General features: G+C 61.8%; 13 protein-coding genes. 7 read left to right on the top strand and 6 right to left on the bottom strand.

What is annotated here, in order from left to right; translation table 11 throughout:
• The first annotated feature begins 20 nt into the window (after positions 1 to 20).
• On the top strand, positions 21 to 2,570 hold the full coding sequence (locus CW354_RS00215; RefSeq protein ID WP_104828042.1) for a CehA/McbA family metallohydrolase: 2,550 nt from the start codon (positions 21 to 23) through the stop codon (positions 2,568 to 2,570).
• A 21-nt stretch (positions 2,571 to 2,591) separates the two neighbouring features.
• The gene (gene nhaC / locus CW354_RS00210) at positions 2,592 to 4,061 is read left to right on the top strand and encodes a Na+/H+ antiporter NhaC (protein ID WP_104828041.1); all 1,470 of its coding nucleotides are present in this window, start codon (positions 2,592 to 2,594) and stop codon (positions 4,059 to 4,061) included.
• Positions 4,062 to 4,071: 10 nt separating this feature from the next.
• Here the strand turns inward: nhaC and CW354_RS00205 are convergent, their stop codons facing one another.
• The 4 genes from CW354_RS00205 to CW354_RS00190 form a co-directional block, all read right to left on the bottom strand.
• Positions 4,072 to 5,259, bottom strand: coding sequence for an aromatic ring-hydroxylating oxygenase subunit alpha (locus CW354_RS00205; protein WP_104828040.1), 1,188 nt, complete (start codon positions 5,257 to 5,259; stop codon positions 4,072 to 4,074).
• Positions 5,260 to 5,262: 3 nt separating this feature from the next.
• The gene (locus tag CW354_RS00200; protein WP_104828039.1) at positions 5,263 to 7,710 is read right to left on the bottom strand and encodes a M16 family metallopeptidase; all 2,448 of its coding nucleotides are present in this window, start codon (positions 7,708 to 7,710) and stop codon (positions 5,263 to 5,265) included.
• Positions 7,707 to 9,332, bottom strand: coding sequence for a phytoene desaturase family protein (locus CW354_RS00195; RefSeq protein ID WP_104828038.1), 1,626 nt, complete (start codon positions 9,330 to 9,332; stop codon positions 7,707 to 7,709). Before CW354_RS00195 ends, CW354_RS00200 begins: the two co-directional genes overlap by 4 nt.
• 113 nt (positions 9,333 to 9,445) lie before the next feature.
• Positions 9,446 to 11,059, bottom strand: coding sequence for an alpha-glucosidase family protein (locus tag CW354_RS00190; protein ID WP_104828037.1), 1,614 nt, complete (start codon positions 11,057 to 11,059; stop codon positions 9,446 to 9,448).
• 91 nt (positions 11,060 to 11,150) lie between these two features.
• Between CW354_RS00190 and CW354_RS00185 the strand changes: the two genes are divergently transcribed.
• From CW354_RS00185 to CW354_RS23610, 5 genes are all read left to right on the top strand, one after another.
• Positions 11,151 to 12,332 carry a glycosyltransferase family 4 protein gene (locus tag CW354_RS00185; RefSeq protein ID WP_104828036.1) on the top strand — a complete coding sequence of 394 codons (1,182 nt, stop codon included), beginning with the start codon at positions 11,151 to 11,153 and terminating at the stop codon, positions 12,330 to 12,332.
• 9 nt (positions 12,333 to 12,341) lie between these two features.
• Complete coding sequence (locus CW354_RS00180) at positions 12,342 to 13,328, top strand: glycosyltransferase family 9 protein (protein ID WP_104828035.1); 987 nt, start codon at positions 12,342 to 12,344, stop codon at positions 13,326 to 13,328.
• A 74-nt stretch (positions 13,329 to 13,402) separates the two neighbouring features.
• Positions 13,403 to 13,987 (top strand): translation initiation factor IF-3, encoded by a 585-nt coding sequence (gene infC, locus CW354_RS00175; RefSeq protein ID WP_104828034.1) that lies wholly within the window; start codon positions 13,403 to 13,405, stop codon positions 13,985 to 13,987.
• 191 nt (positions 13,988 to 14,178) lie between these two features.
• Positions 14,179 to 14,493, top strand: a complete 315-nt coding sequence (locus CW354_RS00170; RefSeq protein ID WP_104828033.1) for a hypothetical protein — start codon at positions 14,179 to 14,181, stop codon at positions 14,491 to 14,493.
• Between the two features lie 196 nt (positions 14,494 to 14,689).
• Positions 14,690 to 15,130 carry a potassium channel family protein gene (locus CW354_RS23610; protein ID WP_207764589.1) on the top strand — a complete coding sequence of 147 codons (441 nt, stop codon included), beginning with the start codon at positions 14,690 to 14,692 and terminating at the stop codon, positions 15,128 to 15,130.
• Here CW354_RS23610 and CW354_RS00160 read toward each other — a convergent pair.
• Entirely contained in the window at positions 15,127 to 15,504 is a 378-nt protein-coding gene (locus CW354_RS00160; protein WP_104828032.1) for a hypothetical protein, read from the bottom strand. The genes CW354_RS23610 and CW354_RS00160 overlap by 4 nt on opposite strands.
• 18 nt (positions 15,505 to 15,522) lie before the next feature.
• Positions 15,523 to 17,172, bottom strand: a complete 1,650-nt coding sequence (locus CW354_RS00155) for a S41 family peptidase (protein ID WP_104828031.1) — start codon at positions 17,170 to 17,172, stop codon at positions 15,523 to 15,525.
• Between the last annotated feature and the right edge of the window lie 50 nt (positions 17,173 to 17,222).

Here is a 17,222-nt window from a genome sequence, read left to right as displayed (position 1 = left end):
CGCATGATCGGGAGAAAGAGATGACCAGAATCCTGCCTGTCCTGATTGCGCTGCTGCTGCTGCTGCTGCCTCTGCCGTTCACTTCGGGCGCGCAGGCGCAAGGCCGGGAGCCTGTCCTCAAACAGGTGAAGATTCCGCACAGCTATTACTGGCGGGAAATGTATGTGCCGCATCTCACGAGCGGGCCGTCTTCGCTCGACTGGACGGTGGACGGGAAAAGTCTCGTCTATTCCATGCAAGGCAGGCTCTGGCGCCAGCGCATCGGCGACGGCGCCGCGCGCCAGCTGACCCAAAGCGCCGGTTATGATTATCAGCCGGATGTCTCGCCCGACGGAAAACGGGTTGTCTTCACCCGTTATTTGGATGACGCCTATGAACTCGTTATTCGCGATCTTCGCTCGGGGAAAGAGACGGCGGCGACGTCAAACGGCGCCGTCAATCTCGACCCGCGCTGGTCCCCGGACGGAAAGCGCATCGCCTATGTCACGACGGACGAGACCGGCCATTTTCACATCGCCTTAGCGAGCCTCGAAAAAGGCGAATGGAAAAGCGAACGCTGGCGTCCGGAACGCGCAAGCGAAGATCCGCGCTATTATTATTCCCAGATCGATCATGAGCTGAGCCCCGCCTGGTCGCCGGACGGCGAGAGCCTTGTCTTCGTCGCCAATCCGGAAATCGGTTACGGCACCGGATCGATTTACGTGCAGCCCGTGGACCGCAGCGAATCGGCCAAGCTGCTTGTCAGCGAAGAAACGGCATGGAAGACCCGGCCCGATTGGTCGCCGGACGGTTATCGCATCGCTTATTCTTCTTTTTCCGGCCGGCAATGGCACCAGCTCTGGATGACTTACGCCGAGCCTGGCGGTTATCCGCTCGCTTTTTCCTATGGCGAATTCGACATCGCCAATGCGCGCTGGTCGCCGGACGGCAAACGCATCGCCTATGTCTCCAATGAAGAGGGCGGCCTCAAGATCGTCATTCAGGAGGTGATCGACGGCGCGAAACACACGCTCGACATTAAGACGAAACGGTACGCGTCGCCGGTCGGCGGCGTGCAACTGCGTATTACGGATGAAAAAGGCCAGCAGGCGCCGGCGCGCGTCAGCGTGAAAGGGCCGGACGGGCGCTATTACGCGCCGGACGGCGTTATGATCCATGCCGATGATGGCTATGACCGCGCGTTCTCTGCGAGCGAGCCGCGCTATTTTCATTCTGACGGCGAGAGTTTCATCGTCGTTCCGCCGGGGACAAGCGAAATCACCATCTGGCGCGGCGTGCGCTATGGGACCGAGACCGTGAAAGTGGCCGTGGAGCGTGACAAGACCGCGATTGCGACGGCGACGCTGAAACCGCTGCTTAACGCGAACGCCTTTGACGGCTGGCTGTCCGGCGACGTTCACGTGCATATGAATTACGGCGGCGCCTATCGCATGACGCCGGCGAAGCTCGCAAAACAGGCGGATGCGGAAGACCTCGATCTTGTCTTCAATCTGATCGTCAACAAGGAACAGCGCATTCCCGATATCGATTATTTCTCGCCGGAGGCGTTTAGCCCCGAAGGCTCGGATGCGACGATCCTTAATGGTCAGGAATATCACACCAGCCTGTGGGGACATTTAGGATTGATCGGCCTCAAGGATCATTACCTCCTCGGCGATTATGTCGCTTACCCGAAGACTGCGCTCCATTCTTACTATCCGGACAATACGACGGTCGCCGACCTTGCGCATGCGCAAGGCGCACTTGTGGGCTATGTCCATCCCTTCGACGCGCCGGCGCCTGATCCGTTTTCCGAACGCAAGCTGTCGCACGCTTTGCCGGTCAACGCTGCGCTTGGAAAGATGGATTACATCGAGATTGTCGGCTTCTCCGATCCGCTGGCGACCGAAAGCGTCTGGCACAAGCTCCTCAATACGGGGCTGCGCATTCCCGCCGCCGGCGGCACCGACGCGATGACGAATTATTCTTCCCTGCGCGGGCCCTTGGGGCTTAACCGCACGCTCGTGGACGCGGCGGCTTCAGACGACCCGCAAGAGGAAGTTGAAAATTTCATGACGGCGCTGAAAGCCGGCAAGAGCATCGCCACCAACGGGCCGCTAGTGAGCCTTACATTGGACGGCGCGGAGCCCGGCGACGAGTTGAAGCGCGGCAAAGGCAGACACACTTTCAAATACAAGGCCGCGCTCGCCTCCATCGCGCCGGTTTCTTCCCTCGACATCATCGTCAATGGCGACGTTGCGCAGTCGATCCCGCTTTCCGAGGACGGCAAGTCCGCCTCTGTTGAAGGCGAGCTGACGCTCGACGCCAGCGCCTGGGTGACCTTGCGCGCCGTGTCGGAAACATCTTCGCCGCTTGTGTTCGATGCTTATCCTTACGCCACGACCTCGCCGATCTATGTTGCGATCGGCGGCAAGCCGGTTCGCTCGCGTGAGGCGGCGGAGTATTTCATCGCCTGGATCGAAAAGCTTGAAGCGGTCGCCGAAGACGGCTCCTATAACACCGAAGAAGAGCGCGACGCAGTCCTCGCTAATCTCAAAAAGGCGCGCCGGGCGTTTGAAAGGCGCCGCTAAGATGAGAAGCGAGAAACAGGCATGATGAAACCCGTTCCCTTCGCCGTCGCGCTCATTCCGGCGCTTGTCCTGATTGGCCTGATGGGCTGCGCCGTCTGGCTTTTCGGCGACGCTTCCGCGGCGGGCCCGGCGCAGATCGCGCTTCTCGCCGCCGCCGGCGCCGCCAATATCGTCGGTCTTTCTTACGGCATGAAATGGGGCGAGCTGGAAGAGGCGGTGATTCATTCCGTCTCGCGCGCCATTCCCGCCTCGCTCATTCTTCTTGCTGTCGGCGCGCTGATCGGGACCTGGATGATGTCGGGCACGGCGCCGGCGATGATCTATTACGGGCTCGGGCTCATCAGTCCGCAATGGTTCTATCCAGCGGCGGCGATCATCTGCGCCTGCGTTTCCGTTTCCATTGGTTCATCCTGGACGACGGCGGGCACCGTGGGGCTCGCGCTTGTGGGGGCGGCGACGATCATGGGCCTTTCGCCTGCGGTGACGGCCGGCGCCGTCGTCGGCGGCTCTTATTTCGGCGACAAGCTTTCGCCGCTGTCGGATTCAACGAACCTGGCTTCGGCGGTGGTCGGGGTTAATCTCTTCGATCATGTGCGTCACATGCTGACGACGACGATTCCATCGCTGGTCATTGCAACGCTGATCTTCGCCGGTTTTTCCCTGGCCCAGGGCGGGGCGGCGGCGCCCGTCGAGGCCATCGCCGAAACGCGGGAAACCCTGAAAGCGGCGTACGATCTCGGCCCTCTCACCATGGCGCCGTTGGTCGTGGTTTTCGTGCTGGCGATCCGCAAATTCCCGCCTTACCCGACGATTGCCTTCGGCGCGCTTCTGGGCGGGCTTGTCGCCGTCATCCGCCAGCCGGAGATCGTGCGCGCTTTCGCCGACCCGGCTCATGATCTTCCCCTCGCCGCGGCGATGCTGAAAGGCGTCTGGCAGGCCTTGTCCACCGGCTTTCAATCCAATCTCGGCGACGCTGAACTCGACCGGCTGTTAACGCGCGGCGGCATGGCGAGCATGCTGAGCATTATCTGGATGGTGATCGCCGCGTTGAGCTTTGCGGCCTCCATGGAGGCGACGGGGTTGCTCGAAAAGCTGACGGCGCCGCTTATCGACCGCATTCGCGGCGTCGGCTCGCTGGTTATGGCGACGGTGTTCAGCGCTATCGCCATGAATATTTTCTCCGCTACGCAATATATGGCGATCATCATCCCCGGCCGTATGTATCTGAAGGAATATAAAAAACGCGGCCTGGCGCCGGTTAATCTCTCGCGCACGGTCGAGGACGCCGGCACGATGACGTCGGCGCTGGTGCCGTGGACGACCTGCGGCGTGTTTATGGCCGGCGCGCTTGGCGTGCCGACGCTCGATTATCTGCCTTTCGCTTTCGTCAATCTCTTGAACCCGATATTGGCGATCCTTTACGGCTTTTTCGGCATTGCGCTTGTCCGCAAAAAGAAAGCGGCGCCCGAAGGCGCCGCCGTTCCCGCTTAGACGTTCCGGCTTAGGCTTTAAACGCCTTGCGCATTTCTTCAGGCGACGGCTTTTCGCGCGCGCGGGCGATGGGAATGGCGTCGCGCATCTGCTTGGCGAAATGCCGGAGGCAGATTTCAGAAGTCCCGAGCGGGCCCTGTTCGAAGCTCATGGAGCCCATGCCTTCCTGCACCCGTTCGATGAGGTCCTTGTCCTCGCGATTGACGTTGCGGTTGATCCTGAGATTGAGATAGCGCGCCAGTTTCATCTCGCGCCGGTCGTCGTCGAGGGCGTAGACATTCTCACGCAGGATGCAGCTTGTGGGCGTCAAGGGAATGAACTGCATGAAGTCGATCTGATCGGCGTAAACATCGAACATCAGGGTCGGCCAGAGCTTGTAATAGGTCCACATGTGCTGGCGCTCTTCGGGCAGATGATCCACATGAGGCAGAATCTTGCGATAGGCGTTGTTGGAGAGCGAGGCCATCTCGCCGGTTTTCACCTCGGCGAAAATTTTGTGCACGTCGTCGTCAACGGTCAGCGTGTAGCTGTCGCCGAGAAGGCCGTGCAGGCCGTGATGGGCGACGCGGATATGCAGCGCGTCCACATAATTGTCGGTGGCGTTCTTCCAGTTGACCTCGCGCAGACGGCTCGACGGCGCGCGCATGGCGTTCATTTCGGCGACTCGATAAAGCTTCATCTCCTCGGCGACCGGCGTCATATAGTCCTTCAGCGACGGCCCGCCCGGAACGAAGCGGATGAAGACGAGGCCTTCGAAGACATCGGTCTCCACCGGCGTCAGGCCGTGATCTTCTTTGTTGAAATTCTCATATTGCTCAAGATAGGGAACGCCGGTCAGAGTCCCGTCGAGCTGATACGTCCAGGCGTGATAGGGACAGACGAGATTGCGCCCGCAATTGCCGTAATCGCCGTCGACCATGCGCGCCGCGCGGTGGCGGCAGACATTATGGAAGCCGCGAATGGCGCCGTCCTTGTCGCGGACCACAAAGGCGATCTCGTTAAACATCTTGAAGGTGAGATAATCGCCCACATTCTGAAGCTCGTTGACATGGCCGACGAGATGCCAGGCGGGCAGGAAAATCTTCTCGCGTTCGAGATCGAAGAAATCCTGATCGTAATAGAGCCAGGCGGGAAGGCTCTGGGCGTCTTCATCGGCGACCAAAACCGGCTTCGTATATTCTTTGGCTGTCTGGCTCATGCCTCACTCTCCTTGCGAGCGGTTGTCGGATTCATCTGTACCATGGTTTTCATCGCCCGCCGAGATGACGACGACATCGCCGTCTGCAAAAGCGGGCGGAACGGCGCGCACCTCACCGAGCGTGACGGCGTTCACGGCGGCGGCGAAATCTTCAATCGTCATCAGCCCGGGTCCCGCCCAGTCATGGGCGAGGGCGGCGGTGATTTCTTCATTACTCTGGGCGGCGCTGATCTTGCGGCCGATCAGATGGCGTTTCGCTTCAGCGAGCTCGGCCTCGTCCGGCGGCTCGGCGACGAAGCGCTTGAGTTCTGCTTTGAGCGTTTCAAGCAAAGCTTCCTGCTTGTCCGGGTCGACGCCGATATTGAGCGTGACGAGCCCCGCATCGGCGCCGCTGCGATAATCGGCGCTCACATAATAGGCCAGGCCGCGTTTCGAGATCGCCTCATTGCCAAGTCGCCCGCCATAACCGTGAGAGAACATGTAAAGCGCGAGGCGCCAGGCGAGGGCGTTTTCTTCATCAAGCGCCGGCGCCGAAGTCATGTATCCAAGCGCGGTCTGCGCCTTGTCTTCGGGAATGTGAACGCGGATGTCGCCTTTGGAAGGCGTCAGCGCGGCCAGGCGACGGGCGCCGTTCGGCGCGCCGAGGGCGTGTTCAATAGCGGGCCGGTAATCCTCCGCGTCAACCGGTCCTGCAGCGGCGACGAAGGCGGGCGCGGCTTCGCCGGAGGTTTCCACGGGCGCAAAGCGGGCGGCGAAGATCTCTTCGAGGCGCGTGTAAGGGTCGTTGCTTTGCGCTGAGGCTGAGGCGGCAGGTTTCGCTTTTGAAATCGCGTCCTCAATGTCATGCAGCATGGGGTCGAAGTCCTGCAAAAGCCCCTTCGCCGCAACGCCGGTCATGCCCGGCGCCGGATCGTTTTTGCTGCAAAGACCGCAATCATAAAGCCCCGGCAGAACGGCGCGCAGGGATATCGTCGGCGACAACGTTGAAGGAACGATCGCAATATCGCCTTCGGTCGCCGCGTATTGCTGATCCGGCGCGCGCGCCGGCGCCGCCTTGCCCGGCCGTTCCTGCGCCAGGGCAAGTTTTTCAGGGGCGGAAATCGCTTTCGGTGCGCCGTCTTCATCGGGGACGAACCATCCAAGGGTCCGTCGGTCGGCGTTCAGATATGTCTGCGCCGCGCGTTGAACATCCGCTGCGCTCACGGCGCCGACTTTATCGTCAAGCGCGAGCAACTGGTCGAGTGCGCCGATCGCTTCGAAATAGGCGAGCTGATGCGCCGCGTCTTCGGTCGTCTCCACATCGAAAATAAGTTCGCGTTTGACTGCGCGCTTCGCGGCGGCGAGGCGCTCGGCGTTCACCGGCGCGGCGGCGAGTCCGTCAAGCGCGCGCTGGACGGCGGTTTCGATTTTTGCTTCATCGGCGTCAGCGCTTGCCGAGCCCTGTACGAGAAAGACATACGGTTGCGCGCTCGCAATGAACCATGTGGCGATGTCTTCCGCGATCCCTTCAAGCGCCGATCCGTCCGCGGCGGGCGTTCCCCAGTCGTTTTGCAGAAAAGAAACGCCGCTTGACGCCCCGGCGAGCGCCTGGAGCACCAGAAATGCGGGGAAATCTTCGCTTGACGCAGCGGGAGCGGGATAAGCGATGCGGAAAAGCTTGTTCTTCACATCGCCTTCAAGGCGCACGCGCTTTTCGCCCTGAAGGTCGGGTTCGCTGGGGGGCGGCAATTGCGGTTCGGCGTTTGCTTTGAATTTGCCGAAATGTTTTTTGACGCGGGCCTCGACCGCATCCGCGTCCACATCGCCGGCGACGGCGAGAACGGCGGTCTTCGGCCCGATGCGCTTTTCATAAAAGTCGACGATGTCCTGATGCGTGATGGCCTCGACGTCGCTTTCAAAACCGATAGTGTTTTTGCGATAGGGATGAACCTGAAACGCCGCCGCGAGGGTTGCGTCGAAAAGCACGGTCGCGGGGTCGTTTGCGTAGCCGTTCATTTCAGAAATAACCGCGCCGGTTTCGGCCTCGACGTCATCGGGATCGAGCGTCAGCCGCCCGAGCCGGTCCGCCTCGATGCGCAACAGGAGATCGAGATCGTCCTTCGGCGCCGTGGCGAAAAAAGTAATGATGTCGCTCCAGGTGTAGCCGTGCCATTCGCCGCCGGCGGCGTAGATGTCGCCCGCGAGCGACGTGCCGGGGAAGTTCTTGGAAGAGCGGAACGCCATGTGCTCGAAGAAATGGGCGAGTCCCATGCGCCCTTCCGGGTCGTCGCGCCCGCCGGTCTTGTAGGCTGTCTGCACGCTGACGACGGGCCGCGCGTGTTCTTCGAGAACGAGCAGGGTCAGCCCGTTGTCGAGATGCGAGACGCGCACATTCTCAAGATCGATGGCGTGCGCCGCCCCCGGCAGCAGCGTCAGCGCGAGGGCCAGGAGGCCATGCCGGAACTTTTTCATAGCGCCGCCGCGCGCATCTGGCCGCCGCGGCCCTTGCCGATATCGCGCAGGATCTCCCGCGCCGCATTGTGACCCGGCAGGCCGGTGACGCCGCCGCCCGGATGGGTCGACGAGCCGCACATGTAAAGTCCCTTGAAGGGCCCGCGATAATCCGCATAGCCGAGAACGGGCCGGGCGCTGAAAAGCTGGTCGAGCCCGAGTTGTCCGTGAAAGATGTCGCCGCCGACGAGGGAGAGCTTTCTTTCGAGGTCGAGCGGCGACAGCGCCATGCGCCCGATCACCGAGGCTTTGAAGTTCGGCGCATAATCGTTGACCGTGTCGATGATGAGATCGGCAACGTCGTCGCGGTGATCCTCCCAGCTTTCGCCGTTTGGCAGTTCCGGCGCGAATTGCTGGCAGAAGAGGCTCGCTACATGCTGGCCTTCCGGCGCGAGGGAATTGTCGATGGTCGAGGGAATGTGCATTTCGATGACGGGCTTTTTCGCCCAGCCTGTGCGGCGCGCATCCGTGTAAGCCGTATCGAGATACTCGAGGCTCGGCGCGATCATGATGCTCGCCTGGTGGTGCAGTTCGACGCCGGATGAGGGGCGCGCCGTGAAATTCGGCAGTTCGGAGAGCGCCACATTCATGCGGAAGACGCCGGAGCCCGAGCGCCAATGGCCGATGCGCTCGGCGAATTCCTCCGGCAGGGCGCTTTCGGGGATGAGCTTGCCGTAAAGAAGCTGCGGGTGAATGTTCGAGGCGACGACGCGGGCTCGGATCGGCGTTCCGTCATCAAGGACGACGCCCTGGGCGCGATCGTTTTCGATGATCACTTCGCGCACCGGCGCGTCGGTGCGGATTTCGCCGCCGGCGTCCTTGACGGCGGCGGCCATGGCCTGGGTGATCGCGCCCATGCCGCCGACCGCATGGCCCCACGCGCCCTGGATTCCGTTCGCTTCGCCGAAAACATGGTGCAGGAGCACATAGGCCGAGCCCGGCGTGTAAGGGCTGCAATAAGCGCCGGTGATGGCGTCAAAGCCGAGAATGCCCTTGATGGAATCGAGCTCGAACCAGTTGTCGAGAATGTCGCCGGCGCTCTTGCCGAAAAGATCGATCAGATCGCGCTGGCCTTCGAGCCCGAGCTTGTGCGCGCGTTTCGCCAGCATCGCCGCGCTGAACATGTCGCGCACGCCGCCGCCGGCGTTGGGCGGCGTTTCAAGCAGCGTCGAGCGAAAAAGATCGACGAGCTTGTCGAGGCGTTCGTGATAAAGAGGATAAGCCTTCGCGTCTTTCGGCGACAGCTTGCGGATGGTCTCGATGTTTTCCCGCTCGTCGCGCGTCATGAAAAGATGCTTGCCGTCCGGCGATGGCGCGAAATAGTCGGCGGGACGGATCAGGACTTTGAGGCGATGACGCGCGAGCTCCATGTCGGCGATGATTTTCGGATTGAGAAGGCTCACCGAATAACTCGCGACGGAATTGCGGAACCCCGGGTGAAACTCTTCGGTCACCGCCGCGCCGCCGACGATGTCCCGCTTTTCGAGAATCAGAACGCGCCGCCCGGCCTTGGCGAGATAAAAACCGCAGACAAGGCCGTTATGACCGCCGCCGATGATGATCGCGTCATAGTGTCGTGACATGAAAACTCAGACGCTCCGGGAATGACTGCATTCTATGGGATTATATTTTCCCTTGTTTTTCAGTATATTATGGCAATTCCGGAAAGGGAAGGCGAATAGGCCGGCGAAACGGTTCAGATCGCGATAAAACCGGAAAGCGCCGGCAGGGCGTATGCATTCCCGCTTTGCGAGACAGGACCGGCGCCGAGCAGGATCGCCGATGCGTTGACGCCTTTGGGCGTCCAGCTTTGTTCGCTTCGGCCGAGATTGAAAACGCAGGCGAGCGTTTCGTTTTCATGCTGGCGCGTAAACGCCAAGACGCCCTCCGGCGCATCGAGAAACTGAAGCGCGCCCGCGCGCAAGGCTTTGGACTTGCGGCGCAAAGCGATGGCTTCCCGAGCAAAGTGAAGAACGGAAGTTTTGTCTTGTTCCTGCATGTCGACGGCGAGGGGCGGATGGCGCTTGTCCATGGGGAGCCATGGGGTCCCGCTGGAAAAGCCGGCGTTCTTCGCTGTCTTTTCCCACGGCATGGGGGTGCGCGCGCCGTCGCGCCCGAGCGTTTCCGGCCAGTTGGCGATGGCTTCCGGGTCCTGAAGCGCCTCGAAGGGAACGTCCGCTTGCGGCAGACCCAGCTCCTCGCCCTCATAGATGAAGATATGGCCGCGCAGCGCCATGAGGAGCAGGAGATAAAGCTTCGCCGCCTGTTTTTGATCGGCGCCGCCGGCCCAGCGCGAGATGCAGCGCGGCGCGTCATGGTTCGAAAACGCCCAGGAAGGAAGGGCCTCTCCGGGCTCGCCCGGCCAGCCGGAAAGGGACTTCTTGACCAGCGCCGGCGACAGTTCATCCGCATAAAGAAAGTCGAAATTATAGGCGGTGGTGAGGTGGGTTTCGCCCGCCGTGAAAGCCTTCATTTCTTCGAGCGGATGAGGGCCGACCACTTCGGCGACGGTAAAAATGTTCGGATAGCCGTCGGTGACGACGCGGATGCGCTCCAGAAATTTCGGAATGTCGGCGTGCGACTGGTTGTAGCGATGCTCCTGGAACGCGAAGGGCCGCGCTGGTTTGCGCTTGCTTCGTTTCACCGGCGGATTGTCGCGCAGTTTCGGATCGTGCATAGCGAAGTTCAGCGCATCGAGTCGAAAGCCGTCGACGCCGCGATCGAGCCAGAAGCGTGTAACGTTCAAGAGCGCATCCTGAACGTCGCGGTTATGTAGGTTCAGGTCCGGCTGACTGGCGAGAAAATTATGCAGGTAATATTGCCCGCGCCGCGCATCCCATTCCCATGAAACGCCGCCGAACACCGCCATCCAGTTATTGGGCGGCGATCCGTCGGGCTTGGGGTCGGCCCAGACATACCAGCCGGCTTTCGCATTGGCCCGGTCGCGCCGGCTTTCCTGAAACCAGGGATGCCGGTCCGAGGTGTGGGAGTAGACCTGGTCGATGATGACTTTGATGCCGAGGGAATGCGCCTTTGCAATGAGCGCGTCGAAATCGTCAAGCGCGCCGAAGATCGGATCGACATCGCAGTAATCGGCGACGTCATACCCGAAATCGCGCATGGGCGAGGTAAAAAAGGGCGACAGCCACACCGCGTCGACGCCGAGCGCAGCCACATAGTCGAGCTTTTCCGCAATCCCTTTGAGATCGCCGATGCCGTCGCCGCTGGAATCGCGAAAGCTGCGCGGGTAAATCTGGTAGATCACCGCGCCTTCCGGCCAGGGGGCGCTGTCTTGGCGGTGGCGGCTCATGCGATTTCATGCCGCGTCCCGCGCCTCGCCGTCAATCGGCCTCGCTCAATCGACTTTGCGGCTGCGAGAACACGGCTATGATCGGGCTCTGATGAGCCGTTTCGAAAAGACCATTCTGCAGGTTGTCCCGCGCCTCAATACGGGCGGCGCCGAGCGCACGACGCTCGAGATCGCCGAGGCCGTGGTGCGCGCCGGCGGGCGGGCGCTGGTCGCCTGCGAGGGCGGCCGGCTCGAAAAGGATATCGAAAATGCCGGCGGGGAAATTCTGCATGTCCCCGTCGCCTCGAAGAATCCCTTGACGATCTGGCTCAATGCGGGCGCGCTGGCGGCGATCGTCAGGCGGGAAAAGGTCGATCTCATTCACGCCCGCTCGCGGGCCCCGGCCTGGAGCGCGCTCGCCGCCGCCCGCCGGACCCACATCCCCTTCGTCACCACCTATCACGGCGCTTATTCAGCCACGGGAAAAGTGAAGCGGCTTTACAATTCATCCATGTTGCGCGGCGACCGGGTGATCGCCAATTCGCGCTTCACGGCGGAGCGGATCATGGATCTTGGCGGGATCGAACCGGCGCGCCTCGCCGTCATCCCCCGCGGGGTCGATGTCGATCTCTTTGATCCGAAAAAGATATCCGCAGAGCGCATTAACCAGGCGACGGCCGCCTGGGGGCTTGGGGAAAATCCGGGGGTCAAGCTCCTGATGCCGGCCCGCATCAGCCCCTGGAAAGGGCATGAAACGGCGATCGCGGCGCTTAAGAGGCTGAAAGGCCGCTTTGGCGGAGAGAACGCCACTGGCCAACGCCCCGGTTTAACGCTAGTTTTTTGCGGGGGCGCGCAGGGGAGTGAAGCGCTTGAGAAACGCCTGCGCGCGGCATGTGACGAGTCTGGGGTTCGCGCCATGATCCATTTTGTTGGCGATTGCGCCGACATGCCGGCCGCCTATGCCTGGGCGGACGCGGTCCTTGCGCCGTCGACGGAGCCGGAGGCTTTCGGCCGCGTCGCGGTGGAGGCGGGGGCCATGGAAAAGCCGGTGATCGCGAGCCGCCATGGCGGCGCCCGGGAGACCATCGTCGACCGGGAAACCGGATTTCTCGCCGCCCCGGGCGACGCCAAGGCGCTGGCGGCGGCGATCGAGCAGGTGATTTTGATGCCGGTCTCGGCGAGGACGGTCATGGGCGAAAAAGCGCGCGCGCGCGCGGTGAGCCTTTTTTCATCGGCGGCGATGTGCGATGCGACGTTAGGGGTGTACCGTTCGCTATTGGCGGAGCGGGCGTAATGGGGCGGCATGTTGGCGCGTAAGCAGAATAACATTCTTGTCATCAAGACGGACGGGCTCACCGCCTTTGTCGAGGCGGATCCTGTTTTCGAGGCTATCCGTCAGGCGCATCCGAAAGCGAAAATCAGCCTGCTGACGAGTCAGGGCCTGCAGCGCATCGCCCGCGCCTCGCCCTATTTCGACCAGGTTGCGGCGTTGCCGAACATGAAGGACCGCGAGGCCCGCAAGGAGTTCGTGCGCCAGCTTAAAGCCTCGAAATTCGAGCAGGTCTACGATCTGTCCGGCGACGATTACGCCCGCCGCCTGAAAGGCGCTATGGGCATGTTCGGGCCGAAATGGCATTCGGCCGACCCGGCGCCGAAACAGGCGAAGGGCCTGACCGCCTCGTCGCCGCGTTTTGAAAAGCTCGCCGACAGCGCCGGGCTCGACGTGGCGCACCGGCTGCCGGATCTTACCTGGGCCGTCGCCGCGCGTAAGGACAGCGCGAATATGCAGCCCTCCTGGTATGGGATTTCCGGTCCCTTCGGGCTCCTCCTGCCGGGCGAGACCGAGGGCCGGCGCTGGAGCGCGTCCGGCTATGCGGGGCTTGCCAAAGAGATGGCCGAAGCCGGCTACATGCCCGTCCTCGTCGGATCGAAAGGCTTGCACGCGTTTGGCGACGAGATCGCCCATGAGACGCCGCAACTCGTCGATCTCACCGGCAAGACCGATCATTTGCAGCTCGCCGCCCTCGCGCAGGAAGCGGCGTTCTTCGTCAGCGACTGCGCCGAAGAGCTTCAGCTGGCGCTCAGCGTCGGCTGCGAAGGGGTAGTGATCGCCCCGGCCGGCGCGCCTTTCGCCGCCGAGGGCCGCCATGTCGTCACCATGACCGCGCCGGCGGACGCCGGAAAAGCCGGCCTCGAAACGGTCGAACCGGTCTATGTATGGCGCACTCTGACGAATATGGGTCTTGTTCACGCCGGCCGGGATGCGCCGATGACGGCCCAAGCCCGTTGATTGATGGCCCGAAAGCCTTATATATCCACCCTTCTGTCGCATTTCGGGATTACGGTTAACCGTTTTTCACCGAAATGGGCGCAGGAATTCAGCCTTTAGCAACCGATGGAGAGAAGCCCATAGCACGCAGACCTTACGCCGCCGCGCCGTCCAAATCCGAAGGACCGCGCATCAACGAAGACATCGACGTCCCGCAGGTTCTCCTTATTGACCATAAGGGCGAGAAACGCGGCGTCATGGAGACGAGCGAAGCGATCGCAATCGCCGCTGAAGCCAGCCTCGACCTTGTGGAGGTGTCGCCGACGACGACGCCGCCGGTCTGCAAGATTCTCGATTACGGCAAATACAAATATCAGCAGCAGAAAAAGAAGGCGGAAGCCAAGAAGAAGCAGAAAGTCGTTGAGATCAAAGAGATCAAGATGCGGCCGAACATCGACGACCATGACTATCAGGTGAAGGTCAAGGCGATGAAGCGCTTCTTTGAGGAAGGCGACAAGGTGAAGGTGACCTTGCGTTTCCGCGGCCGGGAAATGGCCCACCAGGACCGCGGCTCCGATCTGCTGCAGCGCGTGCAGAACGATTTCGAAGAGATCGCCAAGGTCGAGCAGTTTCCGAAGATGGAAGGCCGCCAGATCATGATGGTCATGGCGCCGCGCTGATCGGCTTTGAAATTAAAGGTTAACGCCGCCCGCATGCCTCCATGCGGGCGGTTTTTTTATGCGGCTTTCCGGCCGGGTTTTCTATTCTGGCACAGATTGGCCCGGCCCTTGCTTCATCATGGGTCTGGAATAGAGGATACGCCGCCTTCGCCCTGCGCAGATCTTGCCGGGGCCCGCGGAAAGCGATGGGTATGGATGCGCTGACGCAAATGATCGCTTACGGCTGGCCGCTGGCGCTCGCCGGGTTTGTTCTCGGCGCGCTCGCCGGCGGCTGGGCGGCGCGCAAGGCCGCCGCCGCCGATGACAGCAACGCCAGGAAAGCAGGCCCCGACGCGGACAGCCTCGCCGCGCTCGCCGAAGAGTTGCAGGCGGCGAAAGCGCTGCTGGAAGCCGAAGAGCGCGAAGCGGGCGACGTCGACGTTACGCTCAAAGACCTCGACGAAGCCGTCAAGCGCGCCAATGGCCGCCTGAAGCTCGTCTCGAAGGCGCTAAAACAGCCGAAATAGACCAGTGTCTCCGTTTGTCTTCGTCCTGAGGGGCCCCGCCCCTCCGTCCTTCGAGACGCAAGCCTACGGCTTGCTCCTCAGGATGAAGGAGCGGGGCTGTCTCGAAGGACGAAGACAAACGGAGACACTGCCAAATAGACGCAGCGCGCGACAATCCCGGCCGTTTCCTGTTATGGAAAGCGCGAAGAGGGATTCGATGGAAACCGGCGGCTTCGTTCACCAGCTCCTGATCAACAGCCTGGTCATTTCGCTGACCACGTTCATTCACGGTGTCTTCGTTGCGGCGGCGGCGGTCGCCTTTCGCGCCGCCAAAAGCCGGGCGCAGGGGGCGGTGCGTTTTTTGCGCGACGCCGCCGTGCTGGTGGTTCTGGTTTTGTGGCTGATGTTCGCCCATACGCTGGAGATCGGCCTTTGGGCCTGGGTGTTCTTTCAGCACGGCATGTTCACCCAGTGGGAGACGGCGTTCTATTTCGCCGGCGCGACGTTCACGACGCTCGGCTTCGGCGACGTCCTGTTGCCCAATGACTGGCGTTTGCTGTCGGGCGCGGCCGCGTCCAACGGGCTTTTGCTGTTCGGGCTTTCCGCCGCTTTCCTGTTCGACGTCGTGCGCCAGCTTCACCTTGGCGGCAAGACTTAGGGCAGGTCGCGAAACGGGCGGCAGGCGACGCCGTCCAGTTCATAAGCCTCGCCGGTTTCGCGGCGCACGGCGTAACAGACATTCCCTTTGACAACGAGATCGAACAGAACCGGCATGGCCGGGCTGCGGTCTTCGTAAGGGCTCGGCCGCGGCGGCAGGACGGAAATCACCGGCGACTCAGTCGGATCGCCGGCGCCGAGATCCACACTCGCGACATTCATGGCGCCGGCGAGAACGGATTTCACCTTCGTCATGGTTTGCGTGTCCGCCGATTCCAGAACCGCCGCCTCAGAGGCGGGGCTTGTCTGGCAGGCTGCGGCGAATAAGAGCGCGCCGATGAGGGCGAAGGGGCCGCGTTTGTGCAAGGAAGCCATATCAAAGACGCCTTTCTTTTACTCGGGCATTCTCATATCGCGATTATGGCGCATGACGTTAAGCCCGGGCGTCAGCTCCGCAGGCTTCTCCGCCGTTTTGACCGAGCTTGTTGTTATGCCTGCTACAACCGACGGCGACGGGCACGATCCCATATCTCGATATTGAAGCGCGGCGGCGAGCATCGCTTCCACCGGGTCTCCAAGGTCATGATCGTAATCGTCGGCGATGGCGCAGCCGGCGACTCTGACGCCGTAGGTTTCGCTCGAATTCGCCGCGATGAAGCCGTCGGTGTAATCGCCGAAATCCTTGTCGTTCACGCCCTGAAACTGGATCGAGAAATAGGTCTGGCCGCAATTGCTTTCTGGATAAAAGCCGAAAGGCTTGCCGCATGTGCCTTCGCCGATGAGGACGACCTCGACATCAACGCCGCGCAGGGCGTTGATGACGGATTCGCTGGCGCTGCAGGTGTTTTCCGTCGTCAGGATGAAGACTCTCGAAAGATCGAGGCTTGTCAGCGGCGTTCCGGCGGCGAGCGAAGAAAAGCCAACGGTGGCGCTATAAAAAGGGGTCGAATTGTCGGTCTCGCCTGTGACGGGATTGACGCCGCCGGCGTCGTCATTGAACTGTAGCCGTTCGAAGGTCTTGCCGTTCGTTTGCGCGTCGCCGGCGACCATAAACCCGAGCTGGGAGGCGATCGCCAAAAGGCCGCCGCCATTATATCTGAGATCGAGAACGAGATCGGAGACGCCGTCCGCGCTCAAGGCGGCGATGGCGTCGGCGATCTGTTGTTCCGAATCGTAAGGGCTGAAGGTCGTGATATGCGCATAGCCGACCTTGCCGGTTCCCGTGTCGATGACGTCCGTCAAATTGACGGCGCTCGGGGAGATGTCGGCGGCGGCGAGCATCACGGTTCGGGTCCCCGCGCTCCCCGGGTCTTCAACCACGAAAGTGTGCATTTCCCCGGCGTTTTCGGGAAACAGCGCCGCGTTGAGGGCGTCGATTTCCGACTGGGTGTTGGTGTTGACGACATCGACGCCGTCGATCTCGAGAATTTTGGAGCCGCGCTGAAGATTGGGCTGGCCCATGATTTCCTCTGACGCGGGCGTGCCCGGCTCGGTATAGCTGACGCGCACGTCGCGCGGCGGGGCTACCGAGAAAGCAAAGAAGACGGCGCCATAGCTGGCGAAGGGGGCGGCGTTGCGTTCCCGCAAGAAGTCTTCCGTCGGCTGGCTGAAATGGAACTGGTCCTTGTCCTTGCCCGAGGCGGTTTGCGCGGTCGTCTTCAACTGCGCGAAATACTGCACGGGGTCGTTGTAATTAGCCGGATCGCGGTCGGCGACTTCGTCGTTCCACAAATAGGTTTCATGGGTCCAGGAGCGCAGGAAGAAATTCTCATAAAGCGTCGACCCGGCCATGTCCGGGAATGGATCGCCTTCTATATCGACGCCGGTGCGGACGGTTTCGCAGCGGTTTACGTACTGGCTGGAAGGCGCGTAGACGCCGGACGTCCATGTCGGATCCGTCGAGCCGCCGCCTGTCGGCGGGGGCGGCGTGCTTGAGCCGGTGCTGGGTTGCGGGTCGCTCCCGCCGCCGCAAGCGGCCGCCAGCATGAAGGCCATGGAAGCGAAAAACGCATGGGCGGCTTTTGGGCAGACGGGGGGCGTCATTATTGGATACTCGCAACCTGTTTACTGTGCCTGTCCCCCTGACAAGCCGG

The organism is Hyphococcus luteus, assembly GCF_002943565.1.
Lineage (GTDB): Bacteria > Pseudomonadota > Alphaproteobacteria > Caulobacterales > Parvularculaceae > Hyphococcus > Hyphococcus luteus.
The sequence above is the reverse complement of the archived record's forward strand: the minus strand, read 5'-3'. Positions and strand labels throughout refer to the sequence as shown.

What these genes read in the sequence shown, in the direction of transcription:
- CW354_RS00215 (WP_104828042.1), top strand. Translation starts at nt 21, where the DNA reads ATGACCAGAATCCTGCCTGTCCTGATTGCGCTGCTGCTGCTGCTGCTG.
- nhaC (WP_104828041.1), top strand. Translation starts at nt 2,592, where the DNA reads ATGATGAAACCCGTTCCCTTCGCCGTCGCGCTCATTCCGGCGCTTGTC.
- CW354_RS00205 (WP_104828040.1), bottom strand. Translation starts at nt 5,259, where the DNA reads ATGAGCCAGACAGCCAAAGAATATACGAAGCCGGTTTTGGTCGCCGAT.
- CW354_RS00200 (WP_104828039.1), bottom strand. Translation starts at nt 7,710, where the DNA reads ATGAAAAAGTTCCGGCATGGCCTCCTGGCCCTCGCGCTGACGCTGCTG.
- CW354_RS00195 (WP_104828038.1), bottom strand. Translation starts at nt 9,332, where the DNA reads ATGTCACGACACTATGACGCGATCATCATCGGCGGCGGTCATAACGGC.
- CW354_RS00190 (WP_104828037.1), bottom strand. Translation starts at nt 11,059, where the DNA reads ATGAGCCGCCACCGCCAAGACAGCGCCCCCTGGCCGGAAGGCGCGGTG.
- CW354_RS00185 (WP_104828036.1), top strand. Translation starts at nt 11,151, where the DNA reads ATGAGCCGTTTCGAAAAGACCATTCTGCAGGTTGTCCCGCGCCTCAAT.
- CW354_RS00180 (WP_104828035.1), top strand. Translation starts at nt 12,342, where the DNA reads ATGTTGGCGCGTAAGCAGAATAACATTCTTGTCATCAAGACGGACGGG.
- infC (WP_104828034.1), top strand. Translation starts at nt 13,403, where the DNA reads ATGGGCGCAGGAATTCAGCCTTTAGCAACCGATGGAGAGAAGCCCATA.
- CW354_RS00170 (WP_104828033.1), top strand. Translation starts at nt 14,179, where the DNA reads ATGGATGCGCTGACGCAAATGATCGCTTACGGCTGGCCGCTGGCGCTC.
- CW354_RS23610 (WP_207764589.1), top strand. Translation starts at nt 14,690, where the DNA reads ATGGAAACCGGCGGCTTCGTTCACCAGCTCCTGATCAACAGCCTGGTC.
- CW354_RS00160 (WP_104828032.1), bottom strand. Translation starts at nt 15,504, where the DNA reads ATGGCTTCCTTGCACAAACGCGGCCCCTTCGCCCTCATCGGCGCGCTC.
- CW354_RS00155 (WP_104828031.1), bottom strand. Translation starts at nt 17,172, where the DNA reads ATGACGCCCCCCGTCTGCCCAAAAGCCGCCCATGCGTTTTTCGCTTCC.